This is a genomic window from Streptomyces sp. NPDC006235 (genome assembly GCF_040613735.1).
In the GTDB taxonomy this organism is placed as follows: Bacteria; Actinomycetota; Actinomycetes; order Streptomycetales; family Streptomycetaceae; genus Streptomyces.
In genome coordinates, this window is sequence record NZ_JBEXSR010000010.1 from 194,075 (window position 1) to 210,031 (window position 15,957).

Consider the following 15,957-nt stretch of genomic DNA (forward strand, 5'->3'; position numbering starts at 1 on the left):
GGAGGCGCGCATGGATCTGCTCGTCGTCGGCGGGGGGCCCGCGGGCCTGGCCACGGCCTTGCACGCGGCCCGCGCGGGGCTCGACGTCACCGTCTGGGAGCAACGAGCGGGTGTCGTCGACAAGGCATGCGGCGAGGGCCTGATGCCGGGCGCCGTCGCCGCGTTGAGCGCGCTGGGCGTGCACCCGCCGGGGCACGACCTGCGGGGCATCCGCTACGTCGCCGGACCCCGCCGGGTCGACGCCGGCTTCGGAGCGGGCACGGGGCGCGGAGTGCGTCGTACGACGCTGCACGCGCTGCTGCGCGAGGCGGTGCTGGCAGCGGGCGTACGCGTCGACCAGCGCACCGCGCGTCACGTCGAGCAGGACCAGGACGGGGTGATGGTCGACGGCATCCGCGCCGGCCACCTCGTGGCCGCGGACGGCCTGCACTCGCCGATCCGCCGCGCCCTCGGGCTGAACCGGCCGCGCCGCTCCCCTCCGCGGCACGGGCTGCGGCGCCACTACGCGCTCGCCCCCTGGAGCGACCACGTCGAGGTGCACTGGGCCCGCGAAGCGGAGGCCTACGTGACCCCCGTGGCCGACGACCTCGTGGGCGTCGCGGTGCTCACCACCGTCCGCCGGCCGTTCGACGAGCACCTCGCCGCCTTTCCCGAGTTGCGGGAGCGGCTGGCCGGGGCCGGCCCCGCAGGACCGGTACGGGGAGCAGGCCCGCTCCGCCAGATCGCGAGCGCGCGCACCGCCGGCCGGATCCTCCTCGTGGGTGACGCCGCCGGGTACGTCGACGCGCTCACCGGCGAGGGCATCGCGTTGGCCCTCGCGCAGGCACCCGCCGCGGTGCGGGCCATCACCAGCGGTGACCCGGCGGCCTACGAGCGGGAGTGGCGGCGGCTCACCCGGCGCTACCGCTGGCTGACGCACGCACTCCTCGGCGCCACCCGCAAGCCCCCGCTGCGCGCAGCGCTGGTGCCCGTCGCGCAACGGCTGCCGTGGCTGTTCTCCGCGACCGTCGCCATGCTGGCGGGCCCGGTGGGGGCGCGGGAGTGACACACGGCCCGGCACGGCACCTCGACTCACCGCACCAGGGATGGCACCGTAAATGACCATGAAGCGTACCGAGTCAGGGCAAACAGTGCGATCGGTGCGCTGGAGGCTCGTGCTGGCCAGCACCACCATGCTCTTCGTCGAGCTGGCGCTGATCAGATGGGCGGGCGCCAACGTCGTCCACCTGAGCTACTTCTCGAACTTCATCCTGCTGGGATCGTTCCTCGGGATCGGCATCGGCTTCCTGATCCCCGCCGAGCGCGGACAGTGGCTCAAGCGCTGGACACCCGTTCCCCTCGCGCTGCTGGTCATCCTGGTGCGTGAATACCCGGTGCAGGTGCGCCAGAGCAGCAGCGAGGTCCTCTACTTCACCGCCGTGAAGACCACCGGCCTCCCCGAGTGGGTGACGCTGCCGGCCATCTTCCTGCTGACCGCGGTGATCATGGCGGGGATCGGAAAGATCACGGCCGATCTCTTCCGCCTGCTTCCGTCCCTCGACGCCTACCGTTACGACCTGCTCGGCAGCATCACCGGCTCGCTGTCCTTCGCCGTGCTGTCCTGGCTGCGCGCTCCGTCGGTCGCGTGGGGCGTACTCGCCGCCGCGGCCCTGCTGGTCCTCGGAGGGCGGCGCAACACCCTGCTGTACGGCATTCCCCTCACGGCGATGGTCGCCGCGCTGTTCCTGGAGACGACGACGAGCGGCATCTCCTGGTCGCCCTACTACAAGATCGAACTCGAACCCTCGCCGACCACCACCCGGACCTGGTACATCTCCGCCAACGGCGTCCCCCACCAGAGCACCGCCCCGCTGGAGGTGCTGATGCGGAAGGACTCGCCGTACCGCCAGGCGTACGACCAGACACCCCGCAACCCGCACAAGCGCGTGCTGATCATCGGCGCCGGAAACGGCAACGACGTCGCGGTCGCACTCGCGTACGGAGCCCAGCGCGTGGACGCGGTCGAGATCGATCCCCGGCTCCAGGAGATCGGCTCGGACCTGCACCCCGCGAGGCCCTACGACGACCCGAGGGTGCACGTGCACATCGACGACGGGCGCGCCTTCCTGGAGCGGACCAAGACGAAGTACGACCTGATCGTCCTGGCCCTGCCCGACTCGCTCACGCTCGTCGCCGGTGCGAGCAACCTGCGCCTGGAGAGCTACCTGTTCACCCGGCAGGCCTTCGAGGCCGCACGCGAACACCTGGCGCCGGACGGCGCGTTCGCCATGTACAACTACTACCGCGAGAGCTGGCTGGTCGACCGCTTCGCTGGGAGCCTCGACGACGTCTACGGTCACGCCCCCTGCATGACGACGTTCAAGAGGAACGCCGCCGTGCTGGTGGCCGGGATGACACCCGCCGACCAGTCCTGCGCGAAGACCTGGCAGCCCAGCGGCGCGGTCCCGGCGGCCGCGAGCGACGACCACCCCTTCCCGTACCTGCTGCACCGGAGCATCCCCACGCTCTACCTGGGAGCGTTGGGCGCGATCCTGCTGGTGACGCTCCTGTCGGTGCGCCTGACCGGGGTCCGCATCCGCAGCACGCTCCGCTACACCGACATGTTCCTGCTCGGCGCGGCCTTCCTGCTGCTCGAAACGAAGAACGTGATCGGCTTCGCCCTCTACTTCGGCACGACCTGGCTGGTCAACGCCCTCGTCTTCTTCGGCGTCCTGGTCGCCGTCCTCGCGGCGGTGGAGGTCCGGCGCAGGCTGCGGAAGGTCAACCAACTGCTGCTGCAACTGCTGCTCTTCGGCTCCCTCGCGGTGGTCTGGCTCGTCCCCGTGGACGCGGTGCTGTCGCTGCCCTTCGCCGCCCGGCTCGCCGCCGCCATCGCCCTGGCCTTCACCCCGATCTTCTGCGCCAACCTCATCTTCTCCGACCGCCTCGCCCTCGCCCCGGACCCGACCTCCGCGTTCGGCGCGAACCTGCTCGGCGCGATGACCGGGGGCGCGATCGAGTACCTCGCCCTGGTGACGGGCTACCAGGCCCTGCTCCTGGTCGTCGCAGCCCTGTACCTCGGGGCGTTCCTCGCCATGCGCTTCGCGGGGCGGGATCAGACGGCTGCTGTCACCTTCGCGTCGCCGCCTGTGAGTCGACGGTGATACCCAGCCGCTCCGCCACGGTGGTGAGCGCCGCTCCCAGCGGGAGCGAGACCCGGGTGAAGGCGTGCCGGTCGCCCCTGGTCGGCTCCCGGTTGACGATCAGCACCGGCTTCCCGTCCTGAGCCGCCTGCCGGACGAAGCGGAGCCCGGACATCACCGTCAGCGAGGAGCCGAGGACCAGCAGCGAGGCCGACTCACGGACCAGGTCGCGGCAGTGCTCGACCCGTCGGGGCGGAACGTTCTCGCCGAAGAACACCACGTCCGGTTTGAGGATGCCGCCGCAGCTCGCGCAGGGCACCACGCGGAAGTCCGCGACCTGCGCGTCGGTGAGGTCGGCGTCACCGTCCGGGTTGATTCCGGCGGCCACGGGCGCGAAGCCCGGATTGGCCTCCTCCAGCCTTTCGGCGAGTTCGCGGCGCGGGCTGAAGGCGCCACAGGCGAGGCAGACGACCCGGGCCAGGCTTCCGTGGAGTTCCACCACGTCCTCGCTGCCGGCGGCCTGGTGCAGGCCGTCGACGTTCTGCGTGATCACCCCAGAGAGCAGGCCGTGCCGTCCGAACGCGGCCACGGCCCGGTGCCCGGCGTTGGGGCGGGCGCGGCCGAAGGTGCGCCAGCCCAGATGACTGCGCGCCCAGTACCGGCGCCGGGCCCGGGCACTGCCGGTGAAGTCCTGGTAGGTCATCGGCGTGTGCCGGCTGAGGCTCCCGCCCTCGCCCCGGTAGTCGGGAATGCCCGACTCCGTGGAGATGCCCGCACCGCTGAGCACCAGCACACCGCCGGTGCTCAGCGCATCGGCGACCGGCTCCGGATCCGTGCTGCCCGGCGGCAGGTCCTCGGTGGGCGTCCAGCTCAGAGTGGGGCGCATGCGCATGGCGTCAGGGTACGGCGTGAGCTGAACGGCAGTTGGCGGGCAATCGTCTTTCCTGCGAGCACGTGTACAGATCACAGTCTCCTGCGCGCAAAGTTCTCCCCGCACGATCGGCATGTCCTCGACATCGACCAAGGAAGTGGTTGTGAGAACGCACCGCAGAACCGCCGCCCTCGTCCTGGGCACCGCCGTGCTCGCCCTCCTGGCCCCCGCCCCGGCCGGGGCCGACGACGGGGCACTGCCGACGGTCACGCCCGTCAGCGAGACCCCCGCCCTCCACGACGACGAGGCGGGCGGCAACTCCGACGCGGACGACCCGGCGATCTGGCGCAATACGGCCGACCCCGACCGCAGCCTCGTCATCGCCACCGCCAAAGAAGGCGGCCTGCGGGTGTACGACCTGGGCGCCCGCCTGGTGCAGTCGCTGCCCGCGCCCCGCCCGCCCGCCGAGGACGACGCCCCGGGCCGGTACAACAACGTCGACCTCGTCACCGGTCTGCGCACCTCCACCGGCCGGGCCGACGTCGCCGTGGTCAGCGACCGCGGAAACGACCGGCTGCGGATCTACCGCATCGACCCGTCGAAGCCCGGCGGCCCGCTGACCGACATCACCGACCCGGTGACCGCCCCGGTCTTCTCCACCGACCAGGCCGAGATCAACGACCAGCGCACCGCTTACGGCCTCGCCACCTGGCAGGACAAGTCCACCGGGCGTTCCTACGCCCTGGTCAGTCGGCGGGAGCGGACCCGCCTCGCACTGGTCGAGCTGAAGCCGACCGCGAGCGGGACCGTCACCTACCAGCAGGTCCGCACACTCGACCTGCCCGCCTCCTTCCGCCTCCCCAACGGCACCACCTGGTCGCCTTGCGCGGAGCCCGGCGAGCTCCCGCAGGTCGAGGGCATGGTGGTGGACCCCGCCACGGGCACGCTCTACGCCGGCCAGGAGGACGTCGGCATCTGGCGGATCCGCGCCGACCTCACCGGCAAGCCGGTCCTCGTGGAGAAGGTCCGTGAGTACGGCGTGCCCGGCGTCTACGACGAGGAGACCGAGGAGTGCGCGGCGGGGGCCGACCCCGGCTACGGCGGTGACCGGCTGTCCGCCGACGTCGAAGGCCTGACCCTGCTGCAGGAGTCCGACGGCGACGGTTACCTGTTCGCCTCCAGCCAGGGCGACGACACCTTCGCCCTGTACGACCGCGAGGTGAGCGAGGGCAACGAGTACGAGGGCGGCTTCCGTGTCGGAGCGGCCTCGGCGACCCTCGACGGGGCGCAGGAGTGCGACGGCGCCGCCGTCCTGAACGCCCCGCTCGGCAGCCGCTACCCGAACGGCCTGCTGGTCGTCCAGGACGGCCACGAGACCCCCGGCGTCCCCGACGGCGAGGGCGGCACACGCACCGCGACCGGCTTCAAGTTCGTCGACCTGGGCGACGTGGTGGACGCCGCCGACCTGTGAGGCGTGACAGCGGCGGAGCGGTTCACAGGCGGGCGTGCTCGCGGCCCTGGCGGGGAAGCCGGACGGCCAGGGCCGTGGCGCCGCGAGCCAGGGGCGTGGTCATGATCCCCGCGGCGGTGGTGCGGCCGGCTGTGTAGGCGTCGAGACGGCGCCAGGCCGGAGGCAGGCGGGTCAGGGCGGTGTGGACGAGGCCGGGGTTGCGGGCGAAGAGGTTCATCAGCGTGCCGCCGGCCCGCATTTCGGTGCCGAGGACGTCATCGACCTCGCGCCCGTAGCGGTCGGCGACGGCGCCGGCCTCCGCGTCGTCGGCGGACGCGACGAGACGGGCGGCGGCATGACCCGCCAGGTCTCCTGAGCACAGTGCGTAGGAGATGCCTTCCCGATACCAGTGGTCGACGAGAGCGGCGGCGTCACCGGCGACGAGCACGCGGCCGCGGGCCAGGGGGAGTCGGAGCGGCGGCACCGGGTCAGGTGGCCGGCGTCGTGGAGGGGCTGCGGCCCGCCATTTCGGCACAAGGGCGGACGTACTTCCAAGGGCGTACGGGCCGGGAACGGTAGCCCGTCCCTGTACGCCAACGCCTCGGTGCATCGGGTTCAGCCGCTTGGGCGGGCGCTTGCAGGATCATCGGCATGAACCGCCGCGATCCGGCTCCCCGGTTCGCGCTCCCACCGCCGTATCGGCAGGATGGGACGATGACCGAGATCCGCACACCCCGTCTCCTCCTGCGCCGCTGGCTCGACGACGACCTCGTCCCCCTGTCCGAGATCCAGGCGGATCCGGTGGCGATGCGGAATGTCGGCGACGGCAGGCCGCGCTCTGTGGAACAGACCGCCCAGGACATCGAGGCGTGGGAAGAGGAGTGGGACGAGGAAGGATTCGGGATGTTCGCGGTCGAGCTCCTGGGCTCGGGCGAGTTGGCGGGCGCCGTCGGCCTGTACGTGCCCGACACGCCGGCCGAGGTCGCCGGCCAAGTGGCGATCGGCTGGCGGCTCGGGCGGGTCCTCTGGGGGCAGGGGTACGCCTCCGAAGCGGCGCACGCCACCCTGGAGTTCGCACTGCAGGACCGCGGCCTCGACCGCGTGGTCGCCGTATGCCGGGCGGGCGACAGGGCCTCTTTGAACGTCCTGGGCAAACTCGGCATGCAGGCGGAAGTCACCGCACAGGACCCGGTCCACGGCCACGACCTCGCGGTGTACGGCATCGACCTCACGCAGTACCAGGAGTAACCACCGCAGACCTGGCTTGCGCCGAGGGCGGACGGGCTCGTCCTCACAGCCGATGTCCTCCGGGGCCTCGGTCAGTCCTCGGCGCTCGATCCCCGGACCGGCCCGGAGGCCAGGACTCTGGCGGTGAAGTTGGCCAACTGCGCCCGCGCTGTCTCCCGCGGCACGCGCTCCTGTCCCGCCAGGTGCTCGACGAGGTCGGCTCGGGTCGCGGCGAGCAGGGCGTGAGCGGTGAAGTCGCTGTCGGTGAGGCCGGGGACCTCTTCCAGTGCGGCTCGGAGCAGGCGGTGCCACCGTGCGTAGTGCTCCGCCTGGTACGGGCTGCCGCTCCCGCTGTCCTCCAGGGCCAGCGCGAGGCGACGATTGTCGAGTTTGAAGCACAGGACGGCATCGAGCAGGGCGGGCACGCGCTGCTGCGGTGGGGTGCCGGGCCCCAGTGGCGGCGGCCCGGCTTCGGCGGCCTCCCGGATGGGTTCGAGCCGGGCCTCGTACAGCGCGCGCAGCAGCCCGGCCCGATCGCCGAAGGCCCGGAAGAGCGTGCCCTTGCCGACCCCGGCCGCTGCCGCGACATCGGCCATGGTGACGTCCTCGGGACGTTCGCAGCGGGCGAAGAGGGCGTCGGCGGCCGCGAGTACGGCCTCCCGATTGCGGACGGCGTCCTTGCGGGACTTGCGCTCGGGCATGCTGCTCCTCCACTTGAAAAGCGGACCGCCGGTCCGTATCTTGAAAAAACGGACCGCCGGTCCGTATCGTAAAAACGGACCCAAGGTCCGGATTCTATGAGAGGGAGGATACCCATGCCCGAGCTGACGTCCCCGGCGGATCTCTACCGCCACGGTCTGCGGCTGCTGCTGGACAAGGACATCGACGGCTGGGTCGGCCTGTGGGCCGAGGACGGCGTGATGGAGTTTCCCTTCGCCCCCGAGGGCCGGCCCCGGCGCCTGGAGGGCAAGGAGGCCGTCGCCGGCTACATGCGCCACTACCCCGACCACATCGACCTGCACGACTTCCCCGCCCTGCGGATCCACCAGACCACCGATCCGCAGACCATCGTGGTCGAGATGCGCGGCGTCGGACGCCTGGTGGAGACCGGAGCTCCGTTCGACATGACCTACATCGCCGTCGTGACCCTCCGGAACGGGCGCATCACCTCGTACCGCGACTACTGGAACCCCCTCGCCGTCCTCGAGCCCGGCACCGACTTCGCCGGGAGCCGCGGATGACCACCGCCGGCACCACTTTGGTCATCGGGGCCACCGGCACCACCGGAAGCCGCACCACCGCACAACTGACGACCGCCGGCCACCGCGTCAAAGCCGCCGGCCGCCGGGCCGTCCCGGTCGCCGGCGCGGAGCCGGTCCGCTTCGACTGGTACGACCCCGCCACCCACGCTGCCGCCCTCGACGGCGTCGACCGGGTCTACCTCATACCGCCCCTGGGCGACTCCGACCCCGCGGCGATCATGCTGCCGTTCCTCCACCGGGCCCGCGCCACCGGCGTACGCCGTGCGGTGCTGCTGAGCTCCTCGGCCATCCCCGAGGGCGGCCCGGCGGTGGGAACGGTGCACCGGGCCCTGCCCGATCTGTTCGAACAGTGGGCGGTACTGCGGCCCTCGTGGTTCATGCAGAACTTCACCGGCACGCATGCGCACGCCCGCAGCATTCGCGACGACGGCATCATCCGGACCGCCACCGAGGGCGGCCGGGTCGGCTTCGTCGACGCCGAGGACATCGCGGCCGTCGCCGTCCGCGCGCTGACCGACGAGCAGGCCCCCGACACCGATCTCGTCCTCACCGGACCCGAGGCACTCAGCCACGACGACATCGCGGCGATCATCACTCAGGTCACCGGCCGGTCCGTGGTCCACCGGCGTCTGTCCGGCGAGCAGATGCGCGATCGCCTCACGGCGGAGGTCCCGGAGGAGTTCGCCGCACTGCTGGCCGGCCTGGACCGTGCCATCGCCGCCGGGGCGGAGGACCGCGTCACCGACACCGTCCAGCGCGTCACCGGCCGGCCCCCGCACACCTTCCGCGCCTTCCTCGAACGGGAGATGCGGTGCGGCAGTTGATGTGCTCCCCGCGGGGAAGGCGTCCCCTGATCAGGCCCGCGCGCCGCCGTCGACCCGCAGGACCGTGCCCGTCACATAGGAGGAGCGGTCGCTGAGGAGCCAGGCGGCGGCCTGCGCGATCTCCTGCGGGTCGGCCGCGCGGCGCAGCGGAGTGCGCGCCGTGAGGCGCTCGCGCAGACCGGGTGATCCCTCTTCCCACGTGCGGATCATCTCGGTCGGCGTCTGGCCGGGGGCGATGGCGTTGACGCGGATGCCTTCCGGGCCGTACGTGACGGCGGCCGACTCGGTGAGGCTGTTGACCGCCCGTTTCATCGCACCGTAGGCGGGCAGCTCGGGGTTGCCCATCAGGCTGCCGACGGAGGAGTTGTTGACGATGGCGCCCGTGCCGGCGGTGGCTCGGATGGCGGCGACCTCGGCGACCATGGCCAGCCAGACGCCCTTGAGGTTCACGTCGTAGACGCGGTCGAAGTCGGCCTCCGGCATCCGGTCCATCGGGCCGGGCTGCTGGATCGTCGCGCCGTTGTTGAAGGCGATGTCGAGCCGGCCGTACAGGTTCACGGCGTGATCCACGGCGGCGCGCACGCTTCCCGCGTCGGCCAGGTCGCACACCACGTACGCCGCGGTGCCGCCAGCCGCCCGGATCTCCTCGGCCACTGCCTTCAGCTGGGCCTGCGTGCGGGCCGCGAGAAGCACCCGTGCGCCCTCGCGGGCGAAGAGCCGAGCCGCGGCGGCTCCGATACCGCGTCCGGCGCCGGTGATGAAGGCGACCTTGCCGGCCAGCAGCCCCAGGGCGGCAGGGGCGGTGGACGGATGAGTTGCAGGTGTGTTGTCCATGGCAGCGAGCCTGCGCCCGTCCGCGAAGCCCAGCCAGGCACCAGCGGTACCTGGCTGGGCCGGCCGACGTCCGTACACACTGGGCGGGTGGATCGGAAAGGAATGGCGCACTTCCTGCGCAGCCGGCGGGAGCGGATCGCTCCTGGCGAGGTCGGGCTGCCCGCCGGCCCGCGCCGCCGCACTCCGGGCCTGCGGCGCGAGGAGGTGGCGCAGCTGGCGTTCATCTCGACCGAGTACTACACGCGGCTGGAGCAGGCACGGGCACCGCGCCCGTCGTACGAGGTGCTGGCCGGACTGGCACGGGCCCTGCGCCTGTCCGACGCCGAGCGTGACCATCTCCACCACCTCGCCGGTGCCCCGCCGCTCCCGTCGGCCGGGCCGCCGCGCGAAGTACGACAGAGCATCCTGGACCTGCTGCACCGGCTGCCGCAGGCCGCGGCGACCGTGACGTCCGCGACCTTCGAGGTGCTCGCCTGGAACGATCTGGCGGCAGTCCTGATGGAGGACTTCTCCGCCCTGCCGCGACGCGACCGCAACTTTGTCCGCCGTGTCTTTCTCGGGCCCCACACGCACGGGCAGCGGCTGTACGGAGTGTCGGACGCGGACGCGTTCGCCCGCAGATCGACGCAGCGGCTGCGCGCCGCAGCCGCCCGCTACCCCGACGACGCGGACGTGGCCGAGCTGGTGGCCGAACTCCTCGACGGAAGCGAAGAGTTCACCCGCCTGTGGGAGTCCCACGACGTGTCCGCCGAGCCCACCCTGCGCAAGACCTTCCGGCACCCGCTGGTCGGGCCGGTCACCGTCAACTGCGACGTCCTCGACATCACCGACCGCGACCAGCAGGTCGTGATCTACACAGCGGCCCCGGGCTCGTCCTCCGAAGAGGCACTGCGGCTGCTGTCGGTCATCGGCACGCAGCGCATGGACATCACCCACTGAGTCACACCGGCCGCTCGACCCTACGGTCGGCCCGGCCGCTGTTTCGTGCGGGCGGCCGTGCCAGTCCGGCACATGGCGGTGGCGTCGTCGAGCCGGCCGTCGGCGGCGTCGCGGACGGCGGATGTCTTACCAGCAGGGGAACCGCCGCGGAGAGCGTCGACAGAACATGGCCCGTGGGACGACACGTGCAGGTCGAGTTGATATGCAAGTGAACACTTGCCTATTGTGGGGTCGTGGCCGATGACCTTTTCAAAGCTTTGGCCGACCCCACCCGCCGCACGATCCTCGACGAGCTCACGGAGAAGTCAGGGCAGACGCTGTTCGAGATCTGCTCCCGGCTGAGCATGAAGCACCAGTTCGGCATCTCGCGCCAGGCGGTCTCCCAGCACCTCGCCGTGCTGGAGGCGGCCGGGCTCGTCGAGACCCGGCGGGAGGGCCGCTACAAGTTCCACGAGCTGAACACGGCCCCGCTGCGGCAGATCGCCGAGCGATGGCCTGTGGCCGATACATCCGGACCGGAGAAGAGCACCCCATGAAGATCCACTTGACCAGCGTTTTCGTCGACGACCAGGCCAAGGCCGAGCGCTTCTACACCGAGATCCTCGGCTTCGTGAAGAAGCACGACGTCCCGGTGGGCGAGAAGGACCGGTGGCTGACCGTCGTCTCACCCGAGGAGCCCGACGGCACCGAACTCCTTCTGGAGCCGGCGGGCCACCCTGCCGTCAAGACCTTCCGCGACGCACTCGTCGAGGAGGGCATCCCGCTCGCCCAGTTCGCCGTCGACGACGTGAAGGCGGAGTACCAGCGCCTGCGCGGTCTCGGAGTCCGCTTCACCCAGGAGCCCCTGGAGATGGGCCCCGTCACCACCGCCGTCTTCGACGACAGCTGCGGCAACCTGATCCAGATCGCCACGAAGCCGCAGTAGGTACAGGAGAGCCCGAGGGCGTCGCCCTGCAACAGTCGCCTGACCATCACCGCAGGGTCGAGCGAGTGGGAGCCGGCCAAGATCAACTTTCTCGTCTACGACGAGGAGCCCGGGCCGCTGCCGGGGGAGTGGAGGCACCCCGAGTCGAGGAACTCGATCGCCCGCCGGGTCAGGAGCTTGGCGGCGTCCGGGTCGTGGGACGGCAGTGAACTGTCCACGAACAGGTGCTCGTCGCCGGGATACAGGATCATCTCCGCGTCGGCGCAGTCGGCGACGAGCGCGCGGGCGGCGTCGATGTCCTCGGCGAAGAACGGATCGGCTTCCTTCCCATGCACCTGCACCGGCACACCGTCAGGCCATGCCGCGCCGAACTCCGACACGGGGATGCAGGCGTGGAGCAGGAGGGCGCCCCGCGCGCCCGCCCGCGTCTGCGCCAGTTTCTGGGCGGGCAGCACACCGAGCGAGAAACCGACGTAAACGGCGTCCTGCGGCAGCAGTTCGGCCGCGCGGACGCCGCGCTCGGTGATCTCGCCGAACCCGACCTGCTCCACGTAGCCCTGACCATCCTCGAGGGAACCGAAAGTGCGCCCCTCGAACAGGTCAGGTGTGTGCACGGTGTGGCCGGCCGCGCGGAGTTCGTCGGCGAACGCGGCAACTCCGGGGGTCAGGCCCTGCACGTGATGGAACAGTACGACCTCTGTCATGCCCAAACCCCTTGCCGGCAGGTAGCGAATGATCCGGAACTTTAGAACAATCGAAGAGTGCCGAACAATAGCCGCCCCGACTACGACCTCGCCGACATCGCAGATGTGACAGCCCCGGCCCAACTCCGCGCCCTCGCCAGTCCGTTGCGCGACGCCATCCTCGAGCTGCTCCTCGAACGCGCCGCGACGGTGAGCGAACTGGCCTCCGCGCTCGGCCGCCCCAAGAGCACGGTCGCGCACCACGTGAGCGTCCTCGTGGACGCGCAGCTGCTGAGGGTCGTGCGGACCCGCCGGGTGCGGGCCATCGACGAGCGCTACTACGGCCGCACCGCGCGCATCTTCCGCGTCGGCACGGTCAGCCTGACCGACGGCCCCACCGCGCCGTACTGCAACAACGATCTCGCCACGGCCGCCGCCGAGTCGGCCCCCGCACACCAGGCAGATCAACTCTCGTCGATCGTGCGGCACGTGCGGATCCCCCGGGAGCAGGCTCGGGAGTTCTGGGCGCGGGTCCTGGAGCTCGCCAACGACTACGCGCAACTGCCGCGCGGAGGCGATGTGGTGTACGGCTTCGCGGCCGGTCTCTACCCGACCGACTATCCGGCGCTGCCGGAGGCTGAGCCTGCGGCGGAGGATCCGGACTGACCCGGACTGACCCTGACCAGGGTCATGGCGTAGTCGAATGACCTGCCGACCTACCGGACAGCCCGTCAGGAGATCGTCGGAAGAACCTTCTCGGCGATGTCGAGGAGAGCGCTGTCGTTCGGGAGGGCTCCGGACGTGCTCCACACGGTGATCTCGTAGTAGCCGCCGCGGTCATCACGGTCGAGGGCCACGGACAGCGTCCTGGCCAGGGGGCCTTCTTCGACCGGCCCGCCGGATCCGCCACTCCCGAGATCGATCTCGAACTTCATGGTGTGATCCGAGGAGAAGACCGCGGGCCGCCCGAGAACGGAGAGCGTCTTGACGTCCGTCTCGTTACCGAACTTCATCAGCTTCACGTACTGGCCGGTCGACAACTTGTTGTAAGTGGCCGAGACGTTCACGGTGTACGTGCCGAACGCGACCTCGGCCTCCGGCTGGGCGACCTTCCCGTCCGTCAGGGGAGCGGTGTTGCTGGTGCCGGAAGCGGTGGTCGCGGTCTCTCCGGGCGTTCCGAGAAGCTTGGCCAGGTCCGGCCGGTTGAGCGCCTTGCACAGCTCTTCACCGGTCACGGGCTTGGGCGTCTGCTTGTAGGCCTTCGGCAGTTCCTCGTCCTCCCCGACCGAACACGAGGCGGGCTGCGGGGTGCTGTCGTCGGCCGGCAGTACGCGCGGGCCCCACCACACCGCGGCCGCGAGCGCCCCGAACACGGCCACGGCCGCGACGGCCTGGCCCCATGCGTTGGGCTCCTTCTCCGGAGTGCCCGGGCCGGGACGTGTCCCAGTTCCGACCTGGGCATGGGCGTGGGCTTGAACTTGAGCCGAGGCCGGGGCCGGGGCCGGAGCTGGGGCTGGGGCTGGGGCGTGGGCTTGAGCGGCCGCATCGACCGTCGCCCTGTCTGCGGAGGCTGCCGGAACCGGGTTCCGGCGTGCGCGCAGGGCCCGGACCACCGCGTAGAGGCGTATGACGGTGAACACGAGGAACGCCACGCCGATACCGGCCGCGACCCGGTCCTGATCGCGGACGGCGAGATACATGATGCGTACGCCGAAAACGGACCCGACCGCGATGAGCAGCGGCTCGCGGACCCAGAACGGCAGGAGGCGCAGGAGGAAACCGAGCATCCGGCGATCTCACCAGGACATGACAACATCCGCCGTGGTGGAAGCCACAGTTCCGGGCACGGGCAGGGCCCGCGTGAGCGAGTGATGAGTTTTCGCGCCCACGCCCGTCACACCTACGACGGGAGACGACGAGGCGGAAGGATGACGTGATGAGTGCGGACACGCGACTGGAGGAGCTGGGCGTGAGCGGGCTGGGCGAGATCGACGAGCCGGCGTTCTCGGGGCTGGCGGAGCGGCACCGACGGGAACTGCACGTGCACTGCTACCGGATGCTCGGGTCGTTCGAGGACGCCGAGGACACGGTGCAGGAGACGTTCCTCCATGCCTGGCGGCGGCGGGAGACCTTCGAGGGACGGTCGACGTTCCGGGCCTGGCTGTACGGCATCGCCACCAACGCCTGCCTGGACCTGCTCGCCAAGTGCCGCCCGGAGCCCGCGACCGGCGGCGAGGTGCTGTGGCTGCAGCCCTACCCGGACCGGCTGCTCGACGAGCTGCCCGCGGGTGACGCGGACGAACCGGAGGCCGTCGCCGTCGCGCGGGAGACGATCGAGCTGGCGTACCTGGTCGCCGTCCAGCACCTCGCGCCGCGCCCGCGGGCCGTGTTGATCCTTCGGGACGTGCTCGGCTGGCCGGCGAGGAACGTCGCGGAGCTCCTCGGGGACTCGGTCAACTCCGTGAACAGCGCGTTGCAGCGGGCCCGCGCCGGGATGCGGGAGCACCTGCCCGCCGAGCGGCAGGACTGGACCGGCGGCGAACAGGATGCCGGGACGCGCGAGCTGGTGCGCCGCTTCACCGAAGCCAGCGTGGCCACGGACATCCCGGCGCTCGCCTCGATGCTGCGTGACGACGTCCGCTGCTCGATGCCGCCCACTCCGGGCCTGCACGTCGGCCGCGACGCGGTGGTGAACGACTGGATCGAAGCCGGCTTCGAGGGCATGACGGGCCTGCGCGCCGTCCCCACCTCCGTGAACCGGCAGCCCGCCGTCGCCTTCTACCTCTGGCAGGACCGGGAGGGCGCGTACCTGCCGCTGACGATCGACGTCCTGCGCGTCACCGGCGGGGCGATCACCGAGATCGTCACCTTCCACGACGACCGGTTCCCGCGGCTCGGACTGCCCGAGCGCCTGCCGGCGGACGGCACGGAGTAGTCCCGGTGCGGACGCTCGTGCTGCGCGGTGGCGAGCCCGGGCCACCTGATCGATCCCGGGTAGCGGTGTCCTACAATTAATCATCTGTGGAAGATAGTTCTTCGGAAGATGAGTGATGGTGGACGCTGACCTGAAGCAGCTGTACCGGGAGCTGGTCTCGCTGGAGATCGAGCTGTGGAACGGCATCGAGGGGCGGCTGCGGGCCGAGTACGACCTGCCGCTGACCTCGTTCGAGGTGCTGCACCTGCTGTCGCGTCGGCCCGGGCGGCGGATCCAGGACATCGCGGAAGAGTTCTCGATCACCGTGGGCGGCACGAGCAAGGTGGTCGACCGTCTGGAGGCGGCGGGCCTGTGTGAGCGGCGGGCCAATCCGAACGACCGCCGTTCCTCGGTCGTCGAGTTGACGCCCGAGGGGCGGAAACTGGTGGACGGGGCGCTGAAGGTCTTCGAGGAAGAGCTGGAGCTACGGATCGGGTCGGTGATTCCCGAGCGGTCCGTCCGCGAGGTGACTGCCGTCCTCAGTACCTTGCGGGAAGCCGGACGGGCCCTGGACGCGGAGCGGAAGGCCGCCGGGCAGGCGCCGGCGCCGGGCGCGCGGGCGCCGAAGCGCTGACCTGTGGGCTGATGAGGACCTGGTAGGTGTCCGCGGTGGGGACCTGGTAGGTGTCCGAGGCCGAGTCGGCCTCGGACACCCAAGGGTCTAGGCAGTGTCTTTCCGATCATCTGATCGTTGGGTCGGTCGTGAGGGATGGGGAGATATCTGACGCTGCGTGGACGGTGATCGAGCCTTTGCTGCCGCCTGCGGGTCGTGCCCGGGGCAGATGGCGTGATCACCGCCAGGTTCTTGAGGGCATCGTGTTCAAGTTCCGCACCGGTGTGCCCTGG

19 protein-coding genes are annotated in these 15,957 nt (G+C 71.0%); 13 read left to right on the plus strand and 6 right to left on the minus strand.

Features of this window, described 5'->3' with window-relative positions; genetic code table 11:
- The first annotated feature begins 10 nt into the window (after positions 1-10).
- Positions 11-1,045: an NAD(P)/FAD-dependent oxidoreductase gene (locus ABZ192_RS15490; protein WP_356925017.1), complete on the plus strand. Its 1,035-nt coding sequence runs from the start codon at positions 11-13 to the stop codon at positions 1,043-1,045.
- Between the two features lie 94 nt (positions 1,046-1,139).
- Positions 1,140-3,143, plus strand: coding sequence for a spermidine synthase (locus ABZ192_RS15495; protein WP_356925018.1), 2,004 nt, complete (start codon positions 1,140-1,142; stop codon positions 3,141-3,143).
- Here the strand turns inward: ABZ192_RS15495 and ABZ192_RS15500 are convergent.
- Positions 3,109-4,014 carry an NAD-dependent protein deacetylase gene (locus ABZ192_RS15500; RefSeq protein WP_356925019.1) on the minus strand — a complete coding sequence of 302 codons (906 nt, stop codon included), beginning with the start codon at positions 4,012-4,014 and terminating at the stop codon, positions 3,109-3,111. The two genes, ABZ192_RS15495 and ABZ192_RS15500, sit on opposite strands and share 35 nt — an antisense overlap.
- A 112-nt stretch (positions 4,015-4,126) precedes the next feature.
- Between ABZ192_RS15500 and ABZ192_RS15505 the strand changes: the two genes are divergently transcribed.
- Positions 4,127-5,464 carry a phytase gene (locus tag ABZ192_RS15505; protein ID WP_356925020.1) on the plus strand — a complete coding sequence of 446 codons (1,338 nt, stop codon included), beginning with the start codon at positions 4,127-4,129 and terminating at the stop codon, positions 5,462-5,464.
- A 22-nt stretch (positions 5,465-5,486) separates the two neighbouring features.
- Here ABZ192_RS15505 and ABZ192_RS15510 read toward each other — a convergent pair whose 3' ends face one another.
- Positions 5,487-5,927 (minus strand): hypothetical protein, encoded by a 441-nt coding sequence (locus tag ABZ192_RS15510; RefSeq protein WP_356925021.1) that lies wholly within the window; start codon positions 5,925-5,927, stop codon positions 5,487-5,489.
- 230 nt (positions 5,928-6,157) lie between these two features.
- Between ABZ192_RS15510 and ABZ192_RS15515 the strand changes: the two genes are divergently transcribed.
- Positions 6,158-6,691: a GNAT family N-acetyltransferase gene (locus ABZ192_RS15515; protein WP_356925022.1), complete on the plus strand. Its 534-nt coding sequence runs from the start codon at positions 6,158-6,160 to the stop codon at positions 6,689-6,691.
- A 71-nt stretch (positions 6,692-6,762) separates the two neighbouring features.
- Here the strand turns inward: ABZ192_RS15515 and ABZ192_RS15520 are convergent, their stop codons facing one another.
- Positions 6,763-7,371, minus strand: coding sequence for a TetR family transcriptional regulator (locus tag ABZ192_RS15520; protein WP_356925023.1), 609 nt, complete (start codon positions 7,369-7,371; stop codon positions 6,763-6,765).
- Positions 7,372-7,485: 114 nt separating this feature from the next.
- Here ABZ192_RS15520 and ABZ192_RS15525 point away from each other — a divergent pair, with 114 nt between their 5' ends.
- Both ABZ192_RS15525 and ABZ192_RS15530 read left to right on the plus strand, forming a co-directional pair.
- Entirely contained in the window at positions 7,486-7,911 is a 426-nt protein-coding gene (locus ABZ192_RS15525) for a nuclear transport factor 2 family protein (protein WP_356925024.1), read from the plus strand.
- Positions 7,908-8,756, plus strand: coding sequence for an NmrA family NAD(P)-binding protein (locus ABZ192_RS15530; protein WP_356925025.1), 849 nt, complete (start codon positions 7,908-7,910; stop codon positions 8,754-8,756). Before ABZ192_RS15525 ends, ABZ192_RS15530 begins: the two co-directional genes overlap by 4 nt.
- A 30-nt stretch (positions 8,757-8,786) precedes the next feature.
- Here ABZ192_RS15530 and ABZ192_RS15535 read toward each other — a convergent pair whose 3' ends face one another.
- On the minus strand, positions 8,787-9,590 hold the full coding sequence (locus ABZ192_RS15535; RefSeq protein ID WP_356925026.1) for a glucose 1-dehydrogenase: 804 nt from the start codon (positions 9,588-9,590) through the stop codon (positions 8,787-8,789).
- A gap of 87 nt (positions 9,591-9,677) precedes the next feature.
- Between ABZ192_RS15535 and ABZ192_RS15540 the strand changes: the two genes are divergently transcribed.
- From ABZ192_RS15540 to ABZ192_RS15550, 3 genes are all read left to right on the plus strand, one after another.
- Entirely contained in the window at positions 9,678-10,529 is an 852-nt protein-coding gene (locus tag ABZ192_RS15540; RefSeq protein ID WP_356925027.1) for a helix-turn-helix transcriptional regulator, read from the plus strand.
- 233 nt (positions 10,530-10,762) lie between these two features.
- Complete coding sequence (locus tag ABZ192_RS15545; RefSeq protein ID WP_356925028.1) at positions 10,763-11,065, plus strand: metalloregulator ArsR/SmtB family transcription factor; 303 nt, start codon at positions 10,763-10,765, stop codon at positions 11,063-11,065.
- Positions 11,062-11,454, plus strand: coding sequence for a VOC family protein (locus ABZ192_RS15550; protein WP_356925029.1), 393 nt, complete (start codon positions 11,062-11,064; stop codon positions 11,452-11,454). The genes ABZ192_RS15545 and ABZ192_RS15550 overlap by 4 nt, the downstream gene beginning before the upstream one ends.
- A gap of 95 nt (positions 11,455-11,549) precedes the next feature.
- Here ABZ192_RS15550 and ABZ192_RS15555 read toward each other — a convergent pair whose 3' ends face one another.
- Positions 11,550-12,158: a dienelactone hydrolase family protein gene (locus ABZ192_RS15555; protein ID WP_356925030.1), complete on the minus strand. Its 609-nt coding sequence runs from the start codon at positions 12,156-12,158 to the stop codon at positions 11,550-11,552.
- A 57-nt stretch (positions 12,159-12,215) separates the two neighbouring features.
- Here ABZ192_RS15555 and ABZ192_RS15560 point away from each other — a divergent pair, with 57 nt between their 5' ends.
- Positions 12,216-12,803: a winged helix-turn-helix domain-containing protein gene (locus ABZ192_RS15560; protein WP_356925031.1), complete on the plus strand. Its 588-nt coding sequence runs from the start codon at positions 12,216-12,218 to the stop codon at positions 12,801-12,803.
- A gap of 65 nt (positions 12,804-12,868) precedes the next feature.
- On the opposite strand, the gene ABZ192_RS15565 is transcribed toward ABZ192_RS15560, so the two are convergent.
- Positions 12,869-13,924: a DUF6215 domain-containing protein gene (locus tag ABZ192_RS15565; RefSeq protein ID WP_356925032.1), complete on the minus strand. Its 1,056-nt coding sequence runs from the start codon at positions 13,922-13,924 to the stop codon at positions 12,869-12,871.
- A 149-nt stretch (positions 13,925-14,073) separates the two neighbouring features.
- Between ABZ192_RS15565 and ABZ192_RS15570 the strand changes: the two genes are divergently transcribed.
- The 3 genes from ABZ192_RS15570 to ABZ192_RS15580 form a co-directional block, all read left to right on the plus strand.
- The gene (locus ABZ192_RS15570; protein ID WP_356925033.1) at positions 14,074-15,072 is read left to right on the plus strand and encodes an RNA polymerase subunit sigma-70; all 999 of its coding nucleotides are present in this window, start codon (positions 14,074-14,076) and stop codon (positions 15,070-15,072) included.
- Between the two features lie 115 nt (positions 15,073-15,187).
- Complete coding sequence (locus ABZ192_RS15575; protein ID WP_356925034.1) at positions 15,188-15,685, plus strand: MarR family transcriptional regulator; 498 nt, start codon at positions 15,188-15,190, stop codon at positions 15,683-15,685.
- A 128-nt stretch (positions 15,686-15,813) separates the two neighbouring features.
- Positions 15,814-15,957, plus strand: a 144-nt coding sequence (locus tag ABZ192_RS15580; protein WP_356925043.1) for a transposase, incomplete at its 3' end; no start/stop codon positions are given.

What these genes read in the sequence shown, in the direction of transcription:
- ABZ192_RS15490 (WP_356925017.1), top strand. Translation starts at nt 11, where the DNA reads ATGGATCTGCTCGTCGTCGGCGGGGGGCCCGCGGGCCTGGCCACGGCC.
- ABZ192_RS15500 (WP_356925019.1), bottom strand. Translation starts at nt 4,014, where the DNA reads ATGCGCATGCGCCCCACTCTGAGCTGGACGCCCACCGAGGACCTGCCG.
- ABZ192_RS15505 (WP_356925020.1), top strand. Translation starts at nt 4,127, where the DNA reads ATGTCCTCGACATCGACCAAGGAAGTGGTTGTGAGAACGCACCGCAGA.
- ABZ192_RS15515 (WP_356925022.1), top strand. Translation starts at nt 6,158, where the DNA reads ATGACCGAGATCCGCACACCCCGTCTCCTCCTGCGCCGCTGGCTCGAC.
- ABZ192_RS15520 (WP_356925023.1), bottom strand. Translation starts at nt 7,371, where the DNA reads ATGCCCGAGCGCAAGTCCCGCAAGGACGCCGTCCGCAATCGGGAGGCC.
- ABZ192_RS15525 (WP_356925024.1), top strand. Translation starts at nt 7,486, where the DNA reads ATGCCCGAGCTGACGTCCCCGGCGGATCTCTACCGCCACGGTCTGCGG.
- ABZ192_RS15530 (WP_356925025.1), top strand. Translation starts at nt 7,908, where the DNA reads ATGACCACCGCCGGCACCACTTTGGTCATCGGGGCCACCGGCACCACC.
- ABZ192_RS15535 (WP_356925026.1), bottom strand. Translation starts at nt 9,590, where the DNA reads ATGGACAACACACCTGCAACTCATCCGTCCACCGCCCCTGCCGCCCTG.
- ABZ192_RS15550 (WP_356925029.1), top strand. Translation starts at nt 11,062, where the DNA reads ATGAAGATCCACTTGACCAGCGTTTTCGTCGACGACCAGGCCAAGGCC.
- ABZ192_RS15555 (WP_356925030.1), bottom strand. Translation starts at nt 12,158, where the DNA reads ATGACAGAGGTCGTACTGTTCCATCACGTGCAGGGCCTGACCCCCGGA.
- ABZ192_RS15565 (WP_356925032.1), bottom strand. Translation starts at nt 13,924, where the DNA reads ATGCTCGGTTTCCTCCTGCGCCTCCTGCCGTTCTGGGTCCGCGAGCCG.
- ABZ192_RS15570 (WP_356925033.1), top strand. Translation starts at nt 14,074, where the DNA reads ATGAGTGCGGACACGCGACTGGAGGAGCTGGGCGTGAGCGGGCTGGGC.
- ABZ192_RS15575 (WP_356925034.1), top strand. Translation starts at nt 15,188, where the DNA reads ATGGTGGACGCTGACCTGAAGCAGCTGTACCGGGAGCTGGTCTCGCTG.